Raw genomic sequence first — 18817 nt, 5'->3', positions numbered from 1 at the left:
GACGTGCGCGCCGAGTCGCTCGCGCCCGGAACCGGGCCGGTTTCCGGAATAAGCGGAGAGTCTCTCCTGTTAGTACCGGGACAGCTCAGGCTCGGAACAGGAGGCTCACACCGTGGTGGCAGACGAGGCAGACGAGATCCGGGGGACCGGCCACGGGACCGCCCCGGCGCCCCTCTCCGTACTGGATCTGGTGACGGTGGGCGCGGGCAGTACCGCGACGGACGCCCTGCGCACCAGCGTCGCGCTCGCCCGGCTCGCGGAGGCCCGCGGCTTCCACCGCTACTGGGTCGCCGAGCACCACTCCATGCCCGGCGTGGCCTCCTCCTCGCCTGCCGTGATCCTCGCCCACCTCGCCGCCCACACCGACCGCATCCGGCTCGGCTCGGGCGGCGTCATGCTGCCCAACCACGCCCCGCTGGTGATCGCGGAGCAGTTCGGCACGCTGGAGGCGATGGCGCCGGGGCGGATCGACCTGGGCCTGGGCCGGGCGCCGGGCACGGACGGGGCCACCGCCGCCACCCTGCGCCGTACCGACACCCTCAACGAGGGCGCCGACGACTTCCCGCAGCAGCTCGCGGAGCTGACCCGGTTCCTGGACGACAGCTTCCCGGACGGGCACCCGTACGCCCGTATCCACGCGATCCCCGGCCCCGTGCAGGGAACCGCCCCCGGCGGCGTGCAGTCCCCGCACCGCCCGCCGATCTGGCTGCTCGGCTCCTCCGGCTTCAGCGCCCGGCTGGCCGGCATGCTGGGCCTGCCGTTCGCCTTCGCGCACCACTTCTCCGCGCAGAACACCATCCCGGCGCTCGACCTGTACCGGCAGACCTTCCGGCCCTCCGCCGTGCTGGCCGAGCCGTACGCCCTCATCGGCGTCTCCGCGATCGCCACGGACGACGAGCGGGAGGCCCGCCGCCAGACCCGCGCGGTGGCGCTGAACATGCTCCGGCTGCGCACCGGCCGGCCTGGCCTGTTCCCGGACCCGAAGGACGTCGAGAGCCACGAGTTCAGCCCGATGGAGGAGGAGTTCGTCGCCTCCTGGACGGCGAACATCGTGCACGGCACCGCCGACGAGGTCCGCGCCGGCCTGGACGATCTGCACAAGCGCACCGGCGCCGACGAGCTGATGCTCACCTCGCACGCACACCGCGGCGAACTGCGGCTGCGCTCGTACGAGTTGATCGCGGACGCCTACGGGTTGCCGACCGCGTAGGTCTGCTCCCCCAGCAGCTCGGAGATACGATCCGGCGACACCGGGCGGGAGTACAGCCAGCCCTGTCCGGTGTCGCAGCCGATCCGGCGCAGCCGGGTGGCCTGCGCCGAGGTCTCCACGCACTCCGCGGTGACCGTCAGGCCGAGCCGGTGGGCGAGCTGGATCATCGCCTCCACGATGACCTCGTCGGCCGGATTGGGGGCGACCGCCTTCTTGTCGCCCTCGTACTGGAAGCCGCGCACGAAGGAGCCGTCCAGCTTCAGCGTGGAGACCGGCAGCCGGCTCAGGTAGGCGAGGTTCGAGTAGCCGGTGCCGAAGTCGTCGATGGCGATGCGCACGCCCATGTCGCTCAGGGCCTGCAGCGCCTGGAGCGGGCGGCCCGCCGAGCCCATCACCGCCGACTCGGTCAGCTCCAGCTGGAGCAGGTGCGGGGCGAGCCCGGTCTCGGCGAGGACCTCTGCCACGTCGGCCACCAGGTCGGAGTCCCACACCTGCCGTACGGCGACGTTCACGCTGACGAAGATGGGCGGTTCGCCGGGGCGGTCCAGCTGCCAGCGGCGGGCCTGCCGGCAGGCGGTGGCGAGCGCCCAGCGGCCGAGCTGCACGATCGACCCGTCCTCCTCCGCCAATCCGATGAACCGATTCGGCGTCAAGGTGCCGAACTGCGGGTGATGCCAGCGGATCAGCGCCTCCACGCCATTGAGCCGGCCGTCCTCCATGGCCACCAACGGCTGGTAGTCGAGGACGAATTCGCCGCGTTCGATGGCGGGGCGGAGCGTGGAGGACAGCGCCTGACGGGTCATCCGGTGGGCGTTGCGCTCGGGGTCGAACAGGGTCCAGCGGCCCTTGCCGTCGGCCTTCGCCCAGTACAGCGTCGTATCGGCCGCCTGCATCAGGCCCGTTGCCGTCGTACCGGCCGCGTGCCGCTCGACGACGCCGATGGACGCGGTCAACGACAGCCGCTGCCCGGCCAGATCGAAGGGTTCCTCCAGCGCCTTCAGCGCGGACTCGGCGAGGTCGGCGAGCTGTTCGGTGCCGGTGGAGTCCTCCACCAGCAGCGCGAACTCGTCGCCGCCGAGCCGGGCCACCAGGGGAGTTGCCGCGCGGGCGTAGCCGGTCTCGTCGGCGACCCGGGTCAGGCGTCCGGCCACGGCCGCCAGGAGCCGGTCGCCGACGCGGTGGCCGAGGGTGTCGTTGACGGCCTTGAAGCCGTCGAGGTCCAGGTAGCACAGGCCGATCCGGCCGGTGCCGCTCTGCTCGTACGACTCCGCCTCCAGCGCGGCCGTCAGGCGCTCGAAGAACAGCGTGCGGTTGGGCAGCCGGGTCACCGGGTCGTGCATCTGCAAGTGCCGCAGCTGTGCCTGGAGTTCGCGGCGGGAGCTGATGTCGGTGACCGACATCAGCACGCCGGGCTCGCCGTCGGCCAGCGGGGCGACGGTGATCTGCACCCACACCGAGAGCCCCTCGGGGCGTTTGAGGCGGCGGGTGCAGCGCAGGCGGGCCTGCCGGCCGCGCAGCACCTCGCGGTAGGCGTGCCAGCTGCGGGCGTCGGAGGCCAGGTCCACCAGGTCGGCGGCGACCCGCCCGACGAGGGTGTCCGGGTCGGTGCCGAGCAGCTCGCCGAGGGCGGCGTTGGCGCTGACGACGTAGCCCTCGGGGGCCACGACCGCCATGGCGAGCGGCGCGGTCGCGAAGACACGGTGGTAGGTGGTGTGGTGACTGTCTGTGACGGCTGACCGGTCGAGGTCTGCCGCGGGCGTCGGCCCTTCGGACGTTCCGCTCACCGCTCGCTCCCGCAGTGCACTCGATCTGTGTCCGTGCCTGTCCGTGCCGGAAAGTGTGCCGATCATAGAGGCTGGCCCCGGGCCCTTCCAGCCACTGTCCAGTGTCCCGGACCGACCACAGGTTCTGACAGATCGTTTCTGCCCGCACCTGGACGGGTTCTACAGGCCCCCGACCAGTTGTGACGTTCCGTGAGTGTTTCGGGGTGTCGGGCGCCGGGGCGCGCCGGGGTACGACGGGGGCGCGCTCACCCTTCTGGTGCAGGCAAACAGGGCAAAGCCCGACGAATACCAGCAATCTGGGTGCGGGTCCCGCGAACCGCATCCGGAGGTCATGTCCGTGCCCAAGCTGCGCAGCACCGCCGCCGTGTTCACCACGATGTCGGCGCTCGCCGCGACCTCGATCCTCACCGGACCGTCGGCCGCCGAGCCGTTCTCGACGGCCCCCTGCGCCCTGCACCGCACCGAGGCCCACCACTCCGAGGGCGTGGACACCTGGAACCCTGTCTACACCCGCCCGGCCGGCGCACTCGACGCCGTGATGGTCTTCCTCTCCTTCCCTGACGCCACCCCTCGCACCACCCCCGCCCAGCTGGCCGCCGACCACTTCCCGGCCACCAGCCGCTTCTACGAGCAGGCGTCCTACGGCAGGTTCACCCTGCGCCCGCACCCGTTGCAGCACTGGCTGCGCATGCCGCGCCCGTCGACGTCGTACGCCATGCGGCGGGACTGGAGCGCCGAGGACCGGGCCGCCTATCTGCGGGACGCGTTCGCCGTGGCCGACAAGGAGGTCGACTTCTCGCGCTACCCGGTCGTGTACCTGGTCGCCGACCCGGACGCGCCCGGCGTCGACTCGGACGCCACGAAGGTGGTGAACCTCGAGACACCCCTGCACAGGGACGGCACCGACATCCACCGGGTCGTCACGGTGTTCGAGCATCATCCACCGGACCGGCTGGTCCTCGCCCACGAGACCGGCCACGTCTTCGACCTGCCCGACCTGTACCACCGTCCGGTCGACGGCAAGGGCGACTGGGACACCTACGTGGGTGACTGGGACCTGATGGGCAGCCAGTTCGGGCTGGCCCCCGACCTGTTCGGCTGGCACAAGTGGCGGCTGGGCTGGCTGGGCCCGCGCCAGGTGGTGTGCGTGCGCGGTGCCACCCCGGCCCGGCTCACCCTGGAGCCCCTGGCGGCCGGGCCGGGCGTCACGGTGCCGGGCGCGGGTGGCACCCCCGCCTTCGGCCTCGGCGACGGCGTCAAGCTCGCGGTCGTGCGCACGGGCCCGGACAGCGCCCTCGCCTTCGAGGCGCGCGGCGCGGCCGGCAACGACCGGGTGTCCTGCCGGCAGGGGATCCTGGTCTACCGGGTGCACGGCGGCGCCGCGTCCGGCGACGGGCCGGTCCAGGTCGTGGACGCCCACCCGCACACCGACGCCTGCTGGGAGAACTCGGTCTACCCGCCCCTCGCCGACGCGCCGGTCTTCCTCGGGGAGAGCTTCACCGTGCCCGGGGAGGGCGTGAAGGTGGAGGCGGAGGGCCGGACGGCCTCGGGGGCGTGGACGGTGAAGATCACACCGGGAGTCGAGGACTGAGGACCCGGCGCGGCGAGCAGCCGCAGGTGTATACGAAAACGGCGGGCCGGATTCTTTCGAACCGGACCCGCCGTTTTGTTGCGTGCGCCGCCAGGGACTCGAACCCCGGACCCGCTGATTAAGAGTCAGCTGCTCTAACCAACTGAGCTAGCGGCGCCTGCTGACGTCGTAGACATTAGCATCCTGGTCGGCCGGAGGAAAAATCGAAATCCGTACCGCCGCCCGGGCGGCGCGCACGGCCGCCCAGAGCAGCACCTCGGGGCCGGGCAGCCACGGGTGCCGGGTGTCCGGGGCGACCAGCCAGCGGGCGGAGCCGGAGGCGTCGTCGCAGGTCAGGGGCGGTACGGTCACCGCGTCGCCGACGCCGTGACACAGCAGCGGCGGCACCGCCTGGGCCCGCTGCGACCCCCACTCCTCCCAGTCCAGCAGCGAGGGCAGCCGCTGGGCCGTGCCCGGGGCGGCGAACAGCAGGATCCGGCCCCGGAACACCGCGACCGGGCCCGAGCCCGCGCCCTGGTCCCACAGCCGGTCCAGCATGCGGCGCCCGAAGACCGCCGGGGCGCTCACCACGTCGAAGACGGTGCCGCAGGGCAGGACGACCGGGGCGTCCGGGCGCTCCTCCCACAGGGCCAGGGTGCTGCGCGCATACGTTCCTGCCGAGGCGAGCCAGGCGACGCCGTCGGGGCTGACACGGGTGACGTTCGGTGCGCTGCTCATGTACTACGTGTACAGGCTGTGAGCGGACCGTTCTTCTGGGTTGCCGAAAACCGGGACAGGGGCGGTCGAGGAGGAGTATCTTGCCCGCCTGGCATATGCCGACCGGGTGTTACAGCGGATCGGGTGTCACAGCGGATCGGCGGGCGTGCGTCCGTCCGGCTCGCCGCGCATCAGGTCCCGGCCGAACTCGACCATCTTCTTCGCGTAGTCCTCGGTCCACTCCGCCCGCTCGGCGATGTCCGCCGGGGTCAGCCGGTCGAACCGGCGCGGGTCGGCGAGCTGGGCCGCCGCGATGGCCTGGAACTCCACCGCCCGGTCGGCGGCCGCGCGGAACGCCTGGGTCAGCTCCGTCGCCCGGGTCAGCAGCGCCCGCGGATCCTCGATCGACTCCAGGTCGAAGAAGTGCTCCGGATCCCCGGCTGCCTCCGCGGGCTCGAAGAGCAGGGGCGCGGGGCGTAGCCGCGGTTCGTTCCGACGCGGCGTGGGCTCCGCCATGACTCGTCTCCTCCTCGTACGGTTCACCGGCACCGCCTTCAGGTGGGCCACCGTCCATTGTCCCGCGCCCACGCAAGGGGACCTACGGCGAGAAGGAACCCGGGGCTACACCTGCACCAACGGCTCCCGGGTGAAGAGGCTCCCCAGCGACGGCGCGTTCACCCGGCGGTCGGCGAGCCGCAGGGCCTCCCACACGGTGACCTGGTTGGCGGTGAGCACCGGCTTGGACAGGACCTTCTCCAGCAGGCCGAGGTGCGCGGCGGTGTGCAGGGCGGTGTCCGGCAGCAGCACGGCCTCCGCGTCGGCGGCGTCGGCCGCGCGGGCCAGCGTGAGGACGTCCTCCTCCCCCCAGGTGGCGACCTCCGCCGCGGTGGCGACGCCCGAGGAGCGCAGCCCCGTCACCTCCAGGCCACCGGACCGCAGGAAGTCCGCGAAGAGGGCGGTGACGTCGTCCGGGTAGGTGGCGCCGACGGCGACCCGTCGTACGCCGATCTCCCGGGCCGCGTGCACGAAGGCGAAGGACGTCGACGAGGCCGGCATCCCGGCCAGCCGGGCCAGGTTCCGCACCTGTTCCTGGGCGCCCTCCCAGCCGTGCACGAAGCTGCCGCTGGTGCACGCCCACACCACCGTCTCGGCCCCGGCCAGCCGCAGCTCCTCCACGCCCTCGGCGAGCCGGGCGGCGGTGCCCGTCCCGTGCAGCACGTCCACCCCGTGGGCGTCCTCGCCGCTGTCGGTGTGGCTCAGCTCCACCCGGATGTCGCTGCCCAGGAGCTGCTCGATGCGCGGATAGTCGTCCTCGGCGAAGTGGCCCGGGTAGAGGAATCCGAGTGCGGTCATGTCCAGCCTTCCTGCTGTTCTTCGGGCAGTACGGGGCCCGGGTACCCAGCCGGCGCAGCGCAGCTCATTTCGTGACCTGGTTGGCCGAGATGGCGGGGGCGTCACAGCGTCCACGGCCGGCACCGGGCTCACGCTGGGAGACGAGTGGGCAACGGATCGTGGGTACGCCCGTGTTGACGAGGGTGGGTTCGGGTGCGAGCGTGGTCAATCCGCGCATGTCAGACGCCGGGAGCCGCCCCGCATGACGCCGACCGTCCCCACTGTGCTGGTCCTCGACGCCGATCCGCCGCCCCGGCTCGGCCGCCTCACCGGGCGCGCCCGGATCGTGCACACGGACGGGGCGCACCTGGCCGAGCGGCTGCCCGCCGCGGACGTGCTGCTGGTGTGGGACTTCACCTCGCCCGTGGTCCGCGAGGCGTGGCCCGGGGGCGGGCCGCGGCCGCGCTGGGTGCACACGGCGAGCGCGGGCGTGGACCATCTGATGTGCCCGGAGCTGGCCGCGTCGGACACGGTGGTGACCAACGCGCGCGGGATCTTCGACCAGCCGATCGCCGAGTACGTGGCGGCCCTGGTGCTGGCGGTCGCCAAGGATCTGCCGCGCACGCTGGAGTACCAGCGGGAGCGAACCTGGCGGCACCGGGAGACCCGGCGGGTGGCGGGCACGCGCGCGTGCGTGGTCGGCTCGGGTCCGATCGGCCGGGCGATCGCCCGCGCGCTGAAGGCCCTGGGCGTGACGACGGCGCTGGTCGGGCGGGTGCCGCGGACCGGCATCCACGGACCGGACGACCTGGACCGGCTGGTCTCCCGCGCGGACTGGGTGATCGCGGCGGCCCCGCTGACCGAGCAGACGTACCGCATGTTCGACGCCCGCCGGTTCGGCGTGATGCAGCCCTCGGCGTTCTTCGTGAACGTCGGCCGGGGTGACCTGGTCGACGAGGAAGCCCTCGCCCGGGCGCTGGCCCGGCGCTGGATCGCGGGCGCGGCGCTGGACGTGTTCGCCGCCGAACCGCTGCCCGCGGACAGTGCGCTGTGGGAGCTGCCGGGGCTGATCGTGTCCCCGCACATGAGCGGCGACACGATCGGCTGGCGGGACGACCTCGGCGCGCAGTTCGTGGAGTTGTACGAACGGTGGGCGGCGGGCAGATCCCTGCCCAACGTGGTCGACAAGACGCGTGGATACGTGCCCGGTCACTGAAGGACCGTCACCGACCCCTGGAGGGTGCATGCAGCTCACCGATCTGACCGCCGGCCGGCTCCTGGACGGGTACCGCAAGGGCGAGTTCAGCCCGGTGGAGGTGACCGAGGAGGCGCTGGAGCGGGCGCGGCGGAGCCGGCCGGAGGTGACCGCGTTCGTGCGGCTCACCGAGGAGGACGCGCGCGCCCGGGCCCGGGAGTCGGAGGCCCGCTGGCGGCGCGGGGAGCCGGTCGGGCTGGTCGACGGGGTGCCGGTAACGGTCAAGGACATCCTGCTGCTGCGCGGCCACCCCACCCTGCGCGGCTCGAAGACCATCAGCGAGCAGGGGAGATGGGACGAGGACGCGCCGCCGGTGGCGCGGCTGCGCGAGCACGGCGCGGTGTTCCTCGGCAAGACCACCACGCCCGAGTACGGCTGGAAGGGCGTCACCGACTCCCCGTTGACCGGGATCACCCGCAATCCGTACGACACCACGCGCACCGCCGGCGGCTCCAGCGGCGGCAGCGCGGCGGCCGTGGCGCTCGGCGCGGGCCCGCTGTCGCTGGGCACGGACGGCGGCGGCAGCATCCGCATCCCGGCCGCGTTCTGCGGGATCTTCGGACTGAAGCCGACGTACGGCAGGGTGCCGCTGTATCCGGCGAGCGCGTTCGGCACGCTGTCGCACACCGGGCCGATGACCCGGGACGCGGCCGACGCGGCCCTGCTGCTGGATGTGATCGGCACCCCCGACCCGCGTGACTGGTCGGCGCTGCCGCCCGCGCCCGGTTCCTTCAGGGAGGCGCTGCGGGGAGGTGTGCGGGGGCTGCGGGTGGCGTACTCGCCGACGTTGGGCGGGCAGGTGGCGGTGCAGCCGGCGGTTGCCGCGGCGGTACGGCGGGCGGTGGCCGCGCTCGCCGACCTCGGCGCGTACGTCGAGGAGACCGACCCCGACTTCAGCGATCCGGTGGACGCCTTCCACACCCTGTGGTTCACCGGCGCGGCCCGCCTCACGCAGAGCTTCTCGCCGCGCCGCCGGCAGCTGCTGGACCCCGGGCTGCGGGAGATCTGCGCGCAGGGCGCCCGGATGAGCGCGCTGGAGTACCTGGCCGCGGTGGAGGTCCGGATGAGCCTCGGGCGGCGGATGGGGCGCTTCCACGAGCGGTACGACCTGCTGGTGACGCCGACCGTGCCGCTGACCGCGTTCGAGGCGGGCCTGGAGGTGCCGAAGGGTTCGGTGTTCCGGCGCTGGACGGGGTGGACCCCGTTCACGTACCCGTTCCATCTGACCCAGCAGCCCGCGGCGAGCGTGCCGGTGGGACTGGACGGGGCGGGCCTGCCGGTGGGGATGCAGATCGTCGCCGCGCGGCACCGGGACGATCTGGTGCTGCGGGCAGCGCACGCGTTGTACGAGGCCGGCCTGCCCCTGCCCGGGAAGGTCACGCCGGCCGGAAACTGAGCACAGTACCGGGGAGTCAGTGGGCGTTCCGTGGAGGTGAAGGGCAGGAAGAGGACGTAGATTGCGCGTCGGCGCAGGCCGGGAAAACCAGGGTGCATAGCCCGATTGGCCTTGGGTAGCCGCGCCGCCATGGCTCCACCACTTGGCAACGACGTACACACGATCCGGTCGGAACACAGACACACCCGGCGCTCGGTGCTCGCGGGCCTCGCCGCGTTCGGCGCGCTGGGCGGGGCGGGCTGCACCCGGGTGGCGTCGGCGTCCGGCAAGGGCGGCGGCGATCTGCTGGAGCGGCTGCGCGCGCTGGGTGTCGTACGGCTCGGGATCGCCGGGGAGATTCCCTTCGGGTACATCGACAGGAACGGGAAGCTCACCGGGGAGGCGCCCGAGCTGGCGCGGGTGATCTTCAAGCGGCTCGGCGTGGACCGGGTGCAGCCGGTGCCGACCGAGTTCGGCTCGCTGATCCCGGGGTTGAAGTCGCAGCAGTTCGACGTGGTGGCCGCGGGCATGTACGTCACCCCGGACCGCTGCGAGCAGGTGATCTTCGCGGACCCCGACTACCGGATGCCGGACGCCTTCATCGTCCGCAAGGGCAACCCGCTGGGCCTGCGCACCTACGCGGACGCGCTGCGCAAGCACGCCAAGGTGGCCACCGGGACCGGGTACGCGCAGATCCAGCACGCGGTGGAGGCGGGCTACAAGGAGAACGACCTCGTCATCGTGCCGGACCAGGTCGCGGGGCTGAACGCGGTGGAGTCCGGGCGGGTCGACCTGTTCGCGGCCACGGCGGTCACCGCCCGGCTCGTCGCCCGGGGCTCCGCCAAGGCCGAGTCGACCGAGCCGTTCGTCGCGCTCGTCGACGGCAAGCCGAAGGCGGACGGCGGGGCGTTCGCGTTCCGGCCGGCCGAGACGCGGCTGCGGGACGCCTTCAACGCCGAGCTGCACAAGCTGCGCCGCAGCGGGGAGCTGTACCGGATCGTCCGGCCCTTCGGTTTCACCAAGGCCGAGATGACGACCCTGACCGCGAAGGAGTTGTGCGGCTGATGACTGCGGGACTCTGGGAACTCGTCCTCCACGGCATGGGCATCACACTGCAGTTGCTGGTGTACAGCGCGCTGCTCGCCCTCGCGGTCTCCTTCGTCGCCGGTGCCGCGCGCACCCACCGCTCGCGCCTCGTCCGCTTCCTCGCGGCCTGCTACACCGAGGTGTTCCGCGGCACCTCGGCGCTGGTGATGATCTTCTGGGTGTTCTTCGTGCTCCCGGTCGCCTTCGGCTGGCAGCTGGTGCCGATGTGGGCCGGCACGCTCGCGCTGGGCCTGACCTACGGCGCGTACGGCTCGGAGATCGTGCGCGGCGCCCTGGCCGCGGTGGACCCGGCCCAGCGGGAGGGCGGGATCGCGCTCGGCTTCTCGCCCTGGCAGCGGCTGCGGCTGATCCTGCTGCCGCAGGCGGTGCCGGAGATGATCCCGTCCTTCTCCAACCTGCTGGTCGAACTGCTCAAGGGCACCGCGCTGGTGTCCATCACGGGCATGGGCGACCTGGCGTTCAGCGGCAACCTGGTCCGTCTCGCCCTCCAGCAGAGCGGCCAGATCTACGCGTACCTGCTGCTGATCTACTTCGTGATCGCCTTCCTGCTGACCCGCGGGATGCGGGTGCTGGAGCGCCGGCTGAAGGCGGAGGTGGCCCGATGAGCTGGGACTGGGGAGCCGTCGCCGACTTCCTGCCGTACTTCTGGAAGGGCCTGGCCGTCACCCTGGAGGCGCTGGCCCTGGGGTCGCTGATCTCGTTCGCGCTGGGCCTGGTGTGGACCCTGCTGCTGCGCACGCCGACCCGGTGGGTGCGCTGGCCGGTGGGCATCTTCACGGAGTTCGTGCGGGACACCCCGCTGCTGGTGCAGCTGTTCTTCCTGTTCTACGTGCTGCCGGAGGCGGGCGTGACCCTGTCCCCGCTGATCACCGGGGTCCTCGGGCTCGGGCTGCACTACTCGACGTACACGATGCAGGTCTACCGGGCCGGTATCGAGGCGGTGCCGCCGGGCCAGTGGGAGGCCGCGACGGCGCTCAGCCTGCCGGTGCGGCGCACCTGGACGGCGGTGATCCTGCCGCAGGCGGTCCGCCGGGTGGTGCCGCCGCTCGGCAACTACGTCATCGCGATGCTGAAGGACACGCCGATGCTGATGACGATCGGCGTGTTGGAGATGCTGGGCCGGGCGCGGCTCGTCTCCCAGCAGCACTTCCAGTTCACCGAGCCCCTGACGGTGATCGGGGTCGCCTTCATCGTCGTCTCGTACCTGGCCTCCCTTTGTCTGCGCACCCTGGAGCGACGCCTTGTCCGTTGAGACCAGCAAGCAGCCGGCCGTGACCGGCACCCTGCCGACCGAGCTGATCCGTCTGGAGGGCGTGACCAAGCGGTTCGGGGACAACACCGTCCTCGACGGCCTGGACCTGTCCGTGGACGCGGGCCGGCACGTCACCCTGATCGGCCCCTCCGGCTCCGGCAAGACCACGATCCTCAGACTGCTGATGACCCTCACGAAGCCGGACGAGGGCACGATCACCGTGGACGGGCAGCGGCTGTTCCCGGCGCCGGAGAAGCAGGTCCGGGAGGTCCGCAAGAAGATCGGGATGGTGTTCCAGCAGTTCAACCTGTTCCCGAACATGTCGGTGCTGCGCAATCTCACCGAGGCGCCGGTGCGAGTGCTCGGCCTGTCGAAGGACGAGGCCGAGGCGCGGGCCCGGGAGCTGCTGGACCTGGTGGGCCTGGCCGACAAGTGCGACGCGAAGCCGACCCGGCTCTCCGGCGGGCAGCAGCAGCGGGTGGCGATCGCCCGGGCGCTGGCGATGCGGCCGCAGGTGCTGCTGCTGGACGAGGTGACGTCCGCGCTCGACCCGGAGCTGGTCGCGGGCGTGCTGGACCTGCTCCGGGACATCGCGCGCAGCACCGACATCACGATGCTGTGCGTGACCCACGAGATGGGTTTCGCCCGGGACATCTCCGACCAGGTGCTGATGTTCGACGGGGGCCGGGTCATCGAGGCCGGGCCGCCGGAGAAGATCTTCGGCGACCCGGAGCGGCAGCGCACCCGGGAATTCATCAGCGCGGTGCTGTGAGGACGCGGGGTCCGGGCGGGAAGAGCCGAGGTCCGCTCGCTGGAGCATGACCCTGGCATATGCCAGCGGATCACCACCGCAGTTGGGAGCCGGGGCGCACGGGCGCAATCTCGCCAACAACCTCTCGCCGTCCAGCCTTTGACGGCTATCGTGGTAACGATCCGCCGACCCGGATCGTGGCCGAGGGGGACCGACATGAGGATCGAGCCGACCGCCCCGTACCACTCCGCCCAGGACGCGCTGCGCGTGCTGGAGACCGTGGCCCGGCACTCCGCCGGCGTCACCGACACCGAGCTGGCCCGCCGCACCGGCCTCGGCGCCGAGCGGCTCACCGCCCTGCTGCGGATGCTGCGCCGCGAGGGCTACGTCGAGCAGATCACCGACGGCGCGTACGTCACCGGCGACACCCTGCGCCGGCTCACCTCGGCGCACGACCGGGAGCGGGCCTTGCGCGACAAGCTCCAGCACACCCTGGACCGGCTGCGCGACTCGGTCGGCGCGGCGGTCTACCTCAGCCGGTATCTCGACGGCGAGGTCCGCGTCACCCAGTACGCCGCCGGCCCGGCCACCCCGGCGGTCAACGAGTGGGTGGACTTCCGCTGCTCCGCCCACGCCACCGCCGTCGGCAAGAGCCTGCTGACCCAGCTGGACCACAACGCCCGCCGCGACCACCTGTCCCGGTACAAGATGGCCCGCCTGACCTCGCGGACGATCACCAGTGACAAGCTGCTGCTGTCCCGGCTGGAGTCGCAGCCGCCGACGGTGCCGGTCCTGGACCTCCAGGAGTACGCGGTCGGCACGGTCTGCGCGGCGGTACCGCTTACCGCGGGGGCCTCGGTGGGCTGCCTGGCCGTGTCGCTCCCGGTGGAGCACGCGCACCGGCTGAAGCAGGCGGCGGAGACCCTGAACCGGAGCGCGGCTCCGGTGGTCCTGTCGCTGACGCTCTAGATCCGGCCGTGGTCACGAGCACCCCTCGGGACCAGGTAGTATTTTCTTCGTCGCCGGCCGCGGAAGGAAAATCCGAGGCAGGCGGGAGTCATGCGCCGCTAGCTCAGTTGGTTAGAGCAGCTGACTCTTAATCAGCGGGTCCGGGGTTCGAGTCCCTGGCGGCGCACGTGATCGAAGGGCCCCTCGCTTTTGCGAGGGGCCCTTCGGCGTCTTCCCTGGCCAGTGGCCGGTACGACGCCTCCCCCGGCGACCGTCGTCGGCTCCATGGCGACGCACGGTAACCGACACGCGTCAGATGGGGAGGGCTACGGCATCATGCCGCCGGGCTCGGAGAACATCATGTGGGCCACGGCCATGAAGCCGATGCAGAAGGTGCCGACCGTGCCGAGGAGGACCAGTCCGGCGCCGGTGCCGGCGGCGAGCCTGCTGCGCGCCGGGGGCAGCGCGGTGGCGCGCTGGGGAAGCTCCGGCAGGTAGCGCACGGTCACGAAGTCGCCCTCCAGGACGGTGGCGGGGCCGTTCTCCTCCTCGAAGCGGACCGTGCGGCCCTCACGGGTGGTGAACTCGTAGACGTGGTGCACGGTTGTGTGCACGGAGGTGTCCCCGCCGCCCCCGCTGGTCGTGGTGAACATCCGCAGGCAGCGCGCCTCGGCGGTGAGGCCGTGCCTCCACGTCCTGCTGATCCGCCGGGCACGGCGGACCAGCAGGTACGCGGCGTACGCGCAGCCCGCGAGCATGAGGGCGGGGACGGCGTAGAAGAGCGACTCGAACATGAGGTTCCCCCGAGGAAGGTCCGCCGCTCCCGATCGAGCGGTGTGGCGGGAACCTACCCGGCACGCGGGGCGCCCGGCCTCAAGGGAACCTCAGTTTCCGTCCCGTACCGGAACGGGGATCAGAAGGTGACGTCCGAGCAGGCGTAGAACGCGTTGCCCGTGTCGGCGATCGTCCACACCGCGAGGATGACGTGGTGTCCGCTCAGGCCGCTCGGCAGGGTGCCGCTGTGGCTGAGGGTGGCCGGCGGGCGCTGGCCGTTGTAGGGCACCGTCAGGAACGGGGTGAGGTTGAGGTCCGAGCGGGCGAGGTTGTGGTTCTGATTCCAGCCCGGCTTGGTGACGTAGTACTTGAAGTCCGTCGTGGCGTGCATGGCGGTGAACTGCCAGCGGAACGTGTACGACTGGCCGCCCGTCACCTTGGTGGCGGGCCAGGCCGCGCCGGACGGCGTCCTCGGCGAGCTGAGCGGGGCGAACTGGCCCAGGCCCGCGTTGCAGATCTGGCCGTCGGCGGGCCCGGCGGCCGGGAAGCCCTTGGGGCCCTCGACGCTCTGCGGCTCCCACTGGATCTGGCCGCAGTTGGCGACGGTGCCGTTCTGACAGAGCTTCTGCCTGCTGATGGGGAGGTCGGTGTAGCCGTGCCCGCTGGCGCCGCCGGTGGAGAGCGCGAAGGCTCCCGCGGTGACCGCGCCCAGCACGACCGCGGACAACTTGGTCTTGGTGCGCATGCTGCCGCTCCTGGGGAACGTGGGGAGTTCGGTGAGCCGTGCAGATCAGGTCTAGACCAAGTCTCAGATTATTGCCGTTAGTTGAACATGTCCATACCAATCGCGGACCGGCTGTGCGCCCGCCGCTACACCGGCTCCCCGCGCCCCGAGCAGAACGCCACCGTCAGGTCACGGACCAGCACCTTGCGCTCGTAGTCGTCCAGTTCGACCAGACCGCGCATGGTCAGCCGGGTCACCGTGTCCTCCACCGAGTCCACCACCGAGCTGAGCATGCTGGCCCGCTGCCGGGCGTCCAGCGCGGCGATCCGGCGCCGGTGCATCGCGGCGGCCACCTCGGGGGCGTAGTCCACCCGGACCGGCTGCACCGAGAACACCTCCACGCCGACCGGCGCGGTCTCCGTCGCCACCAGCCGGGTCAGCGCGTCCCCGGCCGCCGTCGTCCCGCCCCGCACCCCGCCCGCCGGCTCCACCGGCACCCGGGCCAGCGCCGCCTCCACGCACTCGCGCAGATAGGTCTCGTGGTCGTCGATGCCGAGCAGGGCCCGCGCGGTGTCCCGCACCCGCCACACCACCAGCACCACCACCCGCAGCGCCACCCCGTCGGGGTCCGTCGCCGGCATCGCCTCGCTGCGCCAGTGCCGCAGCCGCACGTCCACCCGGCGGCGCAGCACCAGCGGGTTCACCCACAGCAGCCCGGTACGCCGGACCGTCCCCCGGTACCGCCCGAACAGGCCCAGCACCCACGCCCGTCCGGCCCGCCCTCGGGCCAGCCCGCCGAAGCCGAAGGCGCCGAGCATCCCGGCCCCGGCGTACGCGGCCCAGTGCGCGGGACCGAGACCGGCGCCCGTGGACGCCGGCAGCCGCAGCGCCTCGGTGGCCAGCGGCGGCAGCAGCCCCGCCCACCAGGTGGTGGCCAGGCAGCCGGTGACCCCGCAGGCCCCGGCCAGCACCCCGGCCGCGCCGGGCAGCACCCGCGCCGGGCGTTCCGCCAGCTCCGGGTCGGCCTGCGGCAGCGGGCGCCTGCGCACCGGCACCGGGCGGCGCAGTCGCGGTTGTTCGCCGGTGCCCTGCCGGCGGGCCACCACGGCCGGCCGGAGCGGCACCTTCACCGGGTCGGGGTCGTCCCGGAAGAGCAGGTGGACGGGGATCTCGGTGGTCGCCTCGTTCTGGATCAGGCGGGCCGGCCGGGTGCCGGGGCCGGCGGCCACGCCGTCCGACTGCCCCTCGGATTCGGGCGGCGTGTGGGATGCGGTCGTACTCATGCGTGCTCCAGCCTCCGCGCCAGACGCGTCATGAACAGGAAACAGGGGTGTGAAGTGCGGGTGGGGGCCCGGTCAGGCGAACAGGCGGCGCCAGGTCTCCGGCCCGGGGTAGCCGTCCGCCGCACCGCCGCGCCAGCCCTGGGCGCGCTGGAAGGCCTCGACGGCCCTCCGGTCCGCCTCGCCCCAGTGCGGACCGGGACCGAGGCCGTAGAACCGGCCGAATCCTTTCTTCACCAGCTGGGCGCCGAGCCGGGTGATGTAGTCGTTGCTCTGGCCCGGCCGGAAGTACCGCCGGCCGGGATAGCCGGGGACCCCGTGCGAGGCGGGTCCGGCGGCCGGGATGTCCTTGCCCTGGCCCGTGGCCAGCAGTTCCCAGGTGCGCCGGCCGGGGATCCCGTCGGCGTCGGCGCCCGTCCAGCCCTGGGCGCGCTGGAACGCCTGGGTGGCGCGCCGGTCGGCCTCGCCCCAGACCGGTCCCGGGCCCTGGGCGTAGGAGGAGCGTGCGCCCCTGGCGATCAGCATCTCGCCGAGCAGGGTGACGTACTTGTTGCGGGCGCCTGGGCCGAAGTAGGCCGCCCCCGGGTAGGCCGCCACCGCCTTCCCGCCGGGCGCCGGGCCGGTGCCGGCCGCGGCCTTGGTCAGGCCCTTGTAGCGGTAGGGGATGTACTTGGCGGCGTTGCTCCAGTAGGGGTAGGGCGTGGCCTGGCGGCGGGTGTGCGGGGGCGTCTGCTCGTAGACCGTGTAGTAGGTGTGCGTGTAGTCCGTCCAGCCGCCGAAGATCACGACGTGGGAGCCTTTCTCGGGGTTGTCGGGGTTGTGGTACAGCAGGATGTCGCCGGGTTGCAGCTCCTCCTTGGTGATCTTCACGCCGAACGCGCCGAGGCTGCCGGTCCACTCGTTGTTCGGCAGTCCCCAGGCCATGGAGACATAGCCGGAGCAGTCCTGCCGGTAGCCGTCGGACCAGAAGGCGTACATGCTGTACGGCACCTTCGCGGCGACCCAGACCTTGGCGCGGTTGATGATCGCCGTCCGGGTGGTGGCGGGGAGCGGGGCGGTCGGGGACCCCCCGGGCTTGCCCGCCGGGCCGTGCAGCGGGGCCTTGGCGCCCTGCGGGGTGTCGGGTTCGCCGTCGCCGGGCAGGGCCTGGCGGTGCGGGGAGTGGTCGGGGGTGAGGGCGGCGGCCGGCGGGACCGTGCCGAGGACGGCGGACGCGGCGGCCACGACCACCACTCCGCGGGCCGCCGGGTGGCTACGGCCGGGCAGGGGACGGAGGGCCGGCCGCTCGTGGGCGCAGCCGGGGCAGTCGCAGTCGCTCGCCGGGTCGATGTCCTCGAACACGGGAGCGGTCATGCGATCTGCCTCACATTCGGGGGTGGTTTGTCCGCGAGTGTGCACGTTGATCAGTTTCCCAACCGGGCACGGAACGCGCATTTTGACGGTCCGAATGATGTACGCGGTCCTCCGGGTGGCCGCCCCGCCCCCTCCCGGTGGTCAGGAGCACCCCTGGGGGTCGGGTAGAGTTTTCTCCGTCAGCAGGCGCCGCTAGCTCAGTTGGTTAGAGCAGCTGACTCTTAATCAGCGGGTCCGGGGTTCGAGTCCCTGGCGGCGCACCGACCGGAAAGCCCCTCGCGGAAGCGGGGGGCTTTTCGCATGCCCTCCGCCCGAATGGCCGGATACCCTCTCGCCATGGCAGCCCGGGACCTTCAGGAGCGGATCAAGAAGCTGATCGTGGACCAGCGGCTGCCCTCGGGCGCCCCGCTGCCCACCGAGCCGGAGCTGATGCGGCTCCTCGGGGCGAGCCGGAACTCGGTGCGGGAGGCGCTGAAGGCGCTCCAGGCGATGGGCATCGTGGAGATCCGGCACGGGTTCGGGACGTACGTCGGCTCGATGTCGTTCGCGCCGATGATCGAGGGGCTGGCCTTCCGCACCGTGGCCGGCCACTACCGCGGCGAGGATTCCCTGCTCCAGCTGCTGGAGCTGCGTGAGGCCGTCGAGACCGGGCTGGTGTCGCGGCTGGCCGGGCGGCTGCCGGAGGCGGACCTCGTGGCGCTGGAGGCGCTCGTGGAACGCATGGAGCGGGAGGCCGCCGAGGGGACCGGGCTCGCCGAGACCGACCGCGCCTTTCACGCCACGCTCTACCGGGGGCTGGACAACGTGCTGCTCGGCGAGGTGCTGGAGGCGTTCTGGGACGCCTTCCACCGGGTGCAGCAGGACCTCGTGGAGGTGGCACAGGATCCGCGGGTCACCTGCCGCCAGCACCGGGAGATCCTGGACGCGGTGCGCTCCGGCGACTCCCTGCGCGCGGAACGGGCCATACGCGACCACTTCGGCAACCTCCGCACCCGCCTGTCCCCGGTGGCGGCCACCAAGGGGTGAGCGGCCGGGGGTGCCTGGCAAGCGGGCGCAGAGCGGTGGACCTGGGGGGAGCGACGCAGGGGCGCTCGGCCGGTCGTCCCGGCAAGGTACGCGACGACCCCGACGCTCGCGGTGCAGCCGCCGCGCGGCTTCCGGCCAGGGGCCCGGTGACTGCGGGCCTGGCCGGGGATCAGCCGGTCGTCCCGGGCAGGTACGCGACGACCACGACGCTCGCGGTGCAGCCACCGGCACGGTCCGAGCCGCCGCACGACTTCCGGCCAGGGACCCGGTGACTGCGGGCCTGGCCGGGGATCAGCCGGTCGTCCCGGGCAGGTACGCGACGACCACGACGCTCGCGGTGCAGCCACCGGCACGGTCCG

General features: G+C 72.5%; 18 protein-coding genes and 3 tRNA genes. 12 read left to right on the top strand and 9 right to left on the bottom strand.

The genetic code is table 11. The features are described from left to right. Nucleotides 1-112 precede the first annotated feature (112 nt). A complete protein-coding gene (locus ACIP4Y_RS00870; RefSeq protein ID WP_401386010.1) occupies nucleotides 113-1210 on the top strand; it encodes an LLM class flavin-dependent oxidoreductase in 1098 nt (365 codons plus the stop codon). Here ACIP4Y_RS00870 and ACIP4Y_RS00865 read toward each other — a convergent pair. Continuing rightward, entirely contained in the window at nucleotides 1189-2994 is a 1806-nt protein-coding gene (locus ACIP4Y_RS00865; RefSeq protein WP_401386007.1) for a putative bifunctional diguanylate cyclase/phosphodiesterase, read from the bottom strand. The two genes, ACIP4Y_RS00870 and ACIP4Y_RS00865, sit on opposite strands and share 22 nt — an antisense overlap. A gap of 331 nt (nucleotides 2995-3325) precedes the next feature. On the opposite strand from ACIP4Y_RS00865, the gene ACIP4Y_RS00860 reads away from it, so the two are divergent. Then, nucleotides 3326-4585 (top strand): M6 family metalloprotease domain-containing protein, encoded by a 1260-nt coding sequence (locus ACIP4Y_RS00860; protein ID WP_401386004.1) that lies wholly within the window; start codon nucleotides 3326-3328, stop codon nucleotides 4583-4585. A gap of 83 nt (nucleotides 4586-4668) precedes the next feature. Here the strand turns inward: ACIP4Y_RS00860 and ACIP4Y_RS00855 are convergent. The 4 genes from ACIP4Y_RS00855 to ACIP4Y_RS00840 all read right to left on the bottom strand — a co-directional run bounded on the left by ACIP4Y_RS00855 (nucleotide 4669) and on the right by ACIP4Y_RS00840 (nucleotide 6634). Then, nucleotides 4669-4742, bottom strand: a tRNA-Lys gene (locus ACIP4Y_RS00855). Continuing rightward, entirely contained in the window at nucleotides 4733-5302 is a 570-nt protein-coding gene (locus ACIP4Y_RS00850) for a bifunctional DNA primase/polymerase (RefSeq protein WP_358638281.1), read from the bottom strand. Before ACIP4Y_RS00850 ends, ACIP4Y_RS00855 begins: the two co-directional genes overlap by 10 nt. A 126-nt stretch (nucleotides 5303-5428) precedes the next feature. Beyond that, nucleotides 5429-5797, bottom strand: a complete 369-nt coding sequence (locus ACIP4Y_RS00845) for a hypothetical protein (RefSeq protein WP_358638279.1) — start codon at nucleotides 5795-5797, stop codon at nucleotides 5429-5431. A gap of 105 nt (nucleotides 5798-5902) precedes the next feature. After that, the gene (locus ACIP4Y_RS00840; RefSeq protein ID WP_401386000.1) at nucleotides 5903-6634 is read right to left on the bottom strand and encodes a decarboxylase; all 732 of its coding nucleotides are present in this window, start codon (nucleotides 6632-6634) and stop codon (nucleotides 5903-5905) included. A 241-nt stretch (nucleotides 6635-6875) separates the two neighbouring features. On the opposite strand from ACIP4Y_RS00840, the gene ACIP4Y_RS00835 reads away from it, so the two are divergent. From ACIP4Y_RS00835 to ACIP4Y_RS00800, 8 genes are all read left to right on the top strand, one after another. Beyond that, nucleotides 6876-7829, top strand: coding sequence for a D-2-hydroxyacid dehydrogenase (locus tag ACIP4Y_RS00835; RefSeq protein WP_401385997.1), 954 nt, complete (start codon nucleotides 6876-6878; stop codon nucleotides 7827-7829). Between the two features lie 28 nt (nucleotides 7830-7857). Beyond that, complete coding sequence (locus tag ACIP4Y_RS00830; RefSeq protein WP_401385994.1) at nucleotides 7858-9264, top strand: amidase; 1407 nt, start codon at nucleotides 7858-7860, stop codon at nucleotides 9262-9264. 129 nt (nucleotides 9265-9393) lie between these two features. Further along, entirely contained in the window at nucleotides 9394-10308 is a 915-nt protein-coding gene (ehuB, locus tag ACIP4Y_RS00825) for an ectoine/hydroxyectoine ABC transporter substrate-binding protein EhuB (protein ID WP_401385991.1), read from the top strand. Beyond that, nucleotides 10308-10955 (top strand): ectoine/hydroxyectoine ABC transporter permease subunit EhuC, encoded by a 648-nt coding sequence (gene ehuC / locus ACIP4Y_RS00820; RefSeq protein ID WP_401385988.1) that lies wholly within the window; start codon nucleotides 10308-10310, stop codon nucleotides 10953-10955. Before ehuB ends, ehuC begins: the two co-directional genes overlap by 1 nt. Further along, the gene (gene ehuD, locus ACIP4Y_RS00815) at nucleotides 10952-11602 is read left to right on the top strand and encodes an ectoine/hydroxyectoine ABC transporter permease subunit EhuD (protein WP_401385985.1); all 651 of its coding nucleotides are present in this window, start codon (nucleotides 10952-10954) and stop codon (nucleotides 11600-11602) included. Before ehuC ends, ehuD begins: the two co-directional genes overlap by 4 nt. After that, complete coding sequence (gene ehuA / locus ACIP4Y_RS00810; RefSeq protein WP_358638267.1) at nucleotides 11592-12374, top strand: ectoine/hydroxyectoine ABC transporter ATP-binding protein EhuA; 783 nt, start codon at nucleotides 11592-11594, stop codon at nucleotides 12372-12374. The genes ehuD and ehuA overlap by 11 nt, the downstream gene beginning before the upstream one ends. A gap of 195 nt (nucleotides 12375-12569) precedes the next feature. Continuing rightward, entirely contained in the window at nucleotides 12570-13322 is a 753-nt protein-coding gene (locus ACIP4Y_RS00805) for an IclR family transcriptional regulator (protein ID WP_401385981.1), read from the top strand. Between the two features lie 92 nt (nucleotides 13323-13414). Then, nucleotides 13415-13488, top strand: a tRNA-Lys gene (locus ACIP4Y_RS00800). Between the two features lie 139 nt (nucleotides 13489-13627). On the opposite strand, the gene ACIP4Y_RS00795 is transcribed toward ACIP4Y_RS00800, so the two are convergent. The 4 genes from ACIP4Y_RS00795 to ACIP4Y_RS00780 all read right to left on the bottom strand — a co-directional run bounded on the left by ACIP4Y_RS00795 (nucleotide 13628) and on the right by ACIP4Y_RS00780 (nucleotide 17432). After that, a complete protein-coding gene (locus tag ACIP4Y_RS00795) occupies nucleotides 13628-14095 on the bottom strand; it encodes a DUF3592 domain-containing protein (RefSeq protein WP_401385979.1) in 468 nt (155 codons plus the stop codon). 119 nt (nucleotides 14096-14214) lie between these two features. Then, nucleotides 14215-14820 (bottom strand): lytic polysaccharide monooxygenase, encoded by a 606-nt coding sequence (locus ACIP4Y_RS00790; protein ID WP_358638261.1) that lies wholly within the window; start codon nucleotides 14818-14820, stop codon nucleotides 14215-14217. A gap of 125 nt (nucleotides 14821-14945) precedes the next feature. Further along, nucleotides 14946-16082 carry an SPFH domain-containing protein gene (locus tag ACIP4Y_RS00785; protein ID WP_401385976.1) on the bottom strand — a complete coding sequence of 379 codons (1137 nt, stop codon included), beginning with the start codon at nucleotides 16080-16082 and terminating at the stop codon, nucleotides 14946-14948. Between the two features lie 72 nt (nucleotides 16083-16154). Continuing rightward, nucleotides 16155-17432 (bottom strand): peptidoglycan-binding protein, encoded by a 1278-nt coding sequence (locus ACIP4Y_RS00780; protein WP_401385973.1) that lies wholly within the window; start codon nucleotides 17430-17432, stop codon nucleotides 16155-16157. 186 nt (nucleotides 17433-17618) lie between these two features. On the opposite strand from ACIP4Y_RS00780, the gene ACIP4Y_RS00775 reads away from it, so the two are divergent. Together ACIP4Y_RS00775 and ACIP4Y_RS00770 are read left to right on the top strand one after the other, a co-directional pair. Beyond that, nucleotides 17619-17692 (top strand) — tRNA-Lys (locus ACIP4Y_RS00775). 76 nt (nucleotides 17693-17768) lie between these two features. Further along, nucleotides 17769-18458 (top strand): FadR/GntR family transcriptional regulator, encoded by a 690-nt coding sequence (locus ACIP4Y_RS00770; protein ID WP_358638255.1) that lies wholly within the window; start codon nucleotides 17769-17771, stop codon nucleotides 18456-18458. The last annotated feature ends 359 nt before the right edge of the window (nucleotides 18459-18817 follow it).

This window comes from Streptomyces sp. NPDC088810, assembly GCF_044750305.1.
In the GTDB taxonomy this organism is placed as follows: domain Bacteria; phylum Actinomycetota; class Actinomycetes; order Streptomycetales; family Streptomycetaceae; genus Streptomyces.
Note: the sequence above shows the minus strand (reverse complement) of the source record. Positions and strands in the feature narration are given on the sequence as shown.

Bases quoted from the DNA above. Each gene is read 5' to 3' on its own strand.
- ACIP4Y_RS00860 (WP_401386004.1), top strand. From the start codon at position 3,326: ATGTCCGTGCCCAAGCTGCGCAGCACCGCCGCCGTGTTCACCACGATG.
- ACIP4Y_RS00850 (WP_358638281.1), bottom strand. From the start codon at position 5,302: ATGAGCAGCGCACCGAACGTCACCCGTGTCAGCCCCGACGGCGTCGCC.
- ACIP4Y_RS00845 (WP_358638279.1), bottom strand. From the start codon at position 5,797: ATGGCGGAGCCCACGCCGCGTCGGAACGAACCGCGGCTACGCCCCGCG.
- ACIP4Y_RS00840 (WP_401386000.1), bottom strand. From the start codon at position 6,634: ATGACCGCACTCGGATTCCTCTACCCGGGCCACTTCGCCGAGGACGAC.
- ACIP4Y_RS00835 (WP_401385997.1), top strand. From the start codon at position 6,876: ATGACGCCGACCGTCCCCACTGTGCTGGTCCTCGACGCCGATCCGCCG.
- ACIP4Y_RS00830 (WP_401385994.1), top strand. From the start codon at position 7,858: ATGCAGCTCACCGATCTGACCGCCGGCCGGCTCCTGGACGGGTACCGC.
- ehuB (WP_401385991.1), top strand. From the start codon at position 9,394: ATGGCTCCACCACTTGGCAACGACGTACACACGATCCGGTCGGAACAC.
- ehuC (WP_401385988.1), top strand. From the start codon at position 10,308: ATGACTGCGGGACTCTGGGAACTCGTCCTCCACGGCATGGGCATCACA.
- ehuD (WP_401385985.1), top strand. From the start codon at position 10,952: ATGAGCTGGGACTGGGGAGCCGTCGCCGACTTCCTGCCGTACTTCTGG.
- ACIP4Y_RS00805 (WP_401385981.1), top strand. From the start codon at position 12,570: ATGAGGATCGAGCCGACCGCCCCGTACCACTCCGCCCAGGACGCGCTG.
- ACIP4Y_RS00795 (WP_401385979.1), bottom strand. From the start codon at position 14,095: ATGTTCGAGTCGCTCTTCTACGCCGTCCCCGCCCTCATGCTCGCGGGC.
- ACIP4Y_RS00790 (WP_358638261.1), bottom strand. From the start codon at position 14,820: ATGCGCACCAAGACCAAGTTGTCCGCGGTCGTGCTGGGCGCGGTCACC.
- ACIP4Y_RS00785 (WP_401385976.1), bottom strand. From the start codon at position 16,082: ATGAGTACGACCGCATCCCACACGCCGCCCGAATCCGAGGGGCAGTCG.
- ACIP4Y_RS00780 (WP_401385973.1), bottom strand. From the start codon at position 17,432: ATGACCGCTCCCGTGTTCGAGGACATCGACCCGGCGAGCGACTGCGAC.
- ACIP4Y_RS00770 (WP_358638255.1), top strand. From the start codon at position 17,769: ATGGCAGCCCGGGACCTTCAGGAGCGGATCAAGAAGCTGATCGTGGAC.